Source organism: Candidatus Methylomirabilota bacterium, from assembly GCA_036005065.1.
Taxonomy (GTDB): domain Bacteria; phylum Methylomirabilota; class Methylomirabilia; order Rokubacteriales; family DASRDR01; genus DASYQW01.
This window is the reverse complement of record DASYQW010000108.1, coordinates 1-2,897: the sequence shown is the minus strand read 5'-3', so window position 1 is coordinate 2,897 and position 2,897 is coordinate 1. Positions and strand designations below refer to the sequence as shown.

At 71.4% G+C, this 2,897-nt stretch carries 2 protein-coding genes; both read right to left on the bottom strand.

What is annotated here, in order from left to right; all coding sequences use genetic code 11:
* On the bottom strand, positions 1-1,439 hold a 1,439-nt coding region (locus tag VGW35_08145), incomplete at its 3' end, for a methylmalonyl-CoA mutase family protein (protein ID HEV8307626.1).
* Positions 1,426-2,892: a phenylacetate--CoA ligase family protein gene (locus VGW35_08140; GenBank protein HEV8307625.1), complete on the bottom strand. Its 1,467-nt coding sequence runs from the start codon at positions 2,890-2,892 to the stop codon at positions 1,426-1,428. The genes VGW35_08140 and VGW35_08145, both read right to left, overlap by 14 nt.
* Between the last annotated feature and the right edge of the window lie 5 nt (positions 2,893-2,897).

Sequence of the window (2,897 nt, the reverse complement as noted above, 5' to 3'; positions counted from 1 at the left end):
TCGAGCGGGGTCGGCTCGGGCGGCTCGACGTACCGGTTCACGCCGATCACCGGCTGCTCCCCGGACGCCTTGCGGCGGGCGAACTCGTAGGCCGCCTCCGCGATCTCGCGCTGGAAGTATCCCTCCTCGATGGCCCGGATGGTCCCGCCCATGGCATCCACCTTGGCGAGGATCGCGAAGACCTCGGCCTCCAGCCGGTTGGTGAGCGCCTCCACGTAGTAGGAGCCGCCGAGGGGGTCGACGACGCTGGTCACCCGCGTCTCCTCGGCCAGGATCTGCTGGGTCCGGAGCGCGATCTTCATCGCCTGCTCCGAGGGGATCGCGTAGGCCTCGTCGAGGCCGTTGGTGTGGAGCGACTGGGCGCCGCCCAGGACCGCGGCCAGCGCCTGGAGCGCGGTACGGACGATGTTGTTGTGGGGCTGGGCCCTGGTCAGGGTGGCGGCCGCCGTCTGGCAGTGAAAGCGCAGCCGCATCGACTCCGGCCTCGTCGCGGCGAACCGCTCCCGCATGATCTTGGCCCAGACCCGCCGGGCCGCCCGGAACTTGGCGACCTCCTCGAACAAGTCGGCCTGGGCCACGAAGTAGAACGCGAGCCGCGGCGCGAAGGCATCGACCGGCACCCCCGCCCGCGCCACCTCCTCCACGTAGGCGATGGCGTTCGCCATCGTGAAGGCGACCTCCTGCACCGCCGTCGCCCCCGCCTCCGAGATGTGGTAGCCGCTGATGTTGATGGGGTTGTAGCGCGCCATGCGCTCGGCGCAGAAGACGATCAGATCGCGGACGAGCCGCAAGGAAGGCCGGATCGGGAAGATCCATTCCTTCTGGGCGATGTACTCCTTGAGGATGTCGGCCTGGACCGTGCCCGACAGGCGGTCGAGGTCGAGGCCGCGGGCCTGGGCCACCGCCACGTACATGGCCAGCAGGATCCAGGCGGTCGGGTTGATCGTCATCGACACCGAGATCTGCTCGAGGTCGATCCCCTCGAAGAGCGCGTCCAGGTCCTCGATGGTGTCGACCGCGACGCCTTCCCGGCCGACCTCGCCGAGCGACCGGGGGTCGTCCGAGTCGTACCCCATCAGGGTCGGCATGTCGAAGTCCACCGAGAGCCCCGTCTGGCCCTGCTCGATCAGGTAACGGAAGCGCCGGTTGGTGTCGGCGCCGGTGCCGTACCCCGCGATCTGCCGCATCGTCCACGGCCGGCCGCGATACATCGTCGGGTACGGCCCGCGGGTGAACGGGTAACGGCCCGGCAGCCCGATCTCGTCGAAGGGTGTGCCGGCGATGTCCTCGGGCGTGTAGACGCGGTGCACGGGGAGGCCCGAGCCCGTCGTGTACCTGTCCCGCGCTTCGGGCTGGCGGTCGCGGAAGGCCCGCAGCTCGGTCGCTTCCCAGTCCTTGCGCGTCGCCGTGATCCGCTCGATCGCCTCAGGGTCGAACATCGCCGGTCTCCTTCAGGGTGCGATAGACCTCCCGATCGTCGATCACCCGCCGGGCCTTGAACTCGGTGCGGGGCAGCGTCCCCTGCGGCACCAGCTCGATCACGGGGCGTACGCCGAGCCGGGCGCGGAGCCGCTCGCGCATCGTCCCCCGCAGGGCCTCGACGCGCGCCGGCTCGCCGTGGCTCGGCGCGTACTCGGCGCGGATCAGCAGCTCGTCCATCGCCTCCCGGCGCGACACGATCACGCGGAACTCGCCGCCGAAGCCCTCGATCGCCCGCAGCGTGTCCTCGATCGCACTCGGGTAGATGTTCTCGCCGCGGACGATGAGCATGTCGTCGAAGCGCCCGTAGATCCCGGCCGGAAGCCGCGGGTAGGTCCGGCCGCAGGGGCACGGGCTCTCGACCCACCGGGTGCGGTCACCGGAGACGAACCGGATCATCGGCTGGGAGGTGCGCTCGAGGTGCGTATAGACGGGCGTCCCTTCCTGACCGAAGGGGACCGGCCGGTAGCTCTCCGGGTCGCACACCTCGGTGTAGACCAGGTCCTGCCAGAGATGCATCCCCGTCCGATGCCGGCACTCCGCGTTCGACATCCAGGGCGTCATCTCGGCCGTGCTGCCCATGTCCACGCAGATCCCGCCGAACGTCTCCTCGATGAGCCGTTTGGTGGCCGGGATCCCCGCCCCCGGCTCGCCCGAGAAGAAGAGCCTGCGGATGCCGAAGCCCCGCGGGTCGAGCCCCTCCCGGCGAGCCGTCTCGGCGAAGTGGAGCGCGTACGACGGGGTGCCGTAGAAGGCGGTGGGCTGGAGGTCGCGGGCCCAGGCGACCGCCATGAGCGTCTGGCCCGCCACCCCGGCGCCGAAGGGGAACATGGTGGCCCCGAGCCGCTCGCCGCCGACGAGGGCCCCCCAGGAGCCGACGTAGAGGCTGAAGAAGGAGCAGATGAGGACCCGGTCGCCCGGCCGGAGACCGGCGCCCCACAGGACCCGGGCGTGGGCCTCGCCGATGCGCCGCCAGTCCTCGGACCCGAAGCCGAACACGGTAGGGCGGCCGGTCGTGCCGCTGGTGCCGTGGATCCGGGCCACCTCGCGGGGCTCGATGCAGAGGTAGTCCCCGAAGGGCGGGTGGCTCGCCTGGGCTTCGCGCAGGTCGGCCTTCTGGACGACCGGGAACCGGACGAGATCGTCCAGGTTCCGGAGCGTGGCCGGCGAGGCGCCGGCCGCCTCCCACCGGCGGCGGTAGAACGGGCTCCGCTCCCACGCGTACCGGACCTGATGCTGGAGCTTTTCCAGAATGACCGCGTCCCGCGCCGCCGGCTCCGCGCACTCGAGCTCGGGCAGCCAGTGCTCCGCGTCGGGGTCCGGCCGGTACCCGGGGTCGTAGCGGGGCGGCCACACGCCCAGGTCGACGCCGCGCGCGCGTCGGATCGCCTCGAGGTCGAGCGGACTCCGCATGGGCC

What these genes read in the sequence shown, in the direction of transcription:
- VGW35_08140 (HEV8307625.1), bottom strand. Translation starts at nt 2,892, where the DNA reads ATGCGGAGTCCGCTCGACCTCGAGGCGATCCGACGCGCGCGCGGCGTC.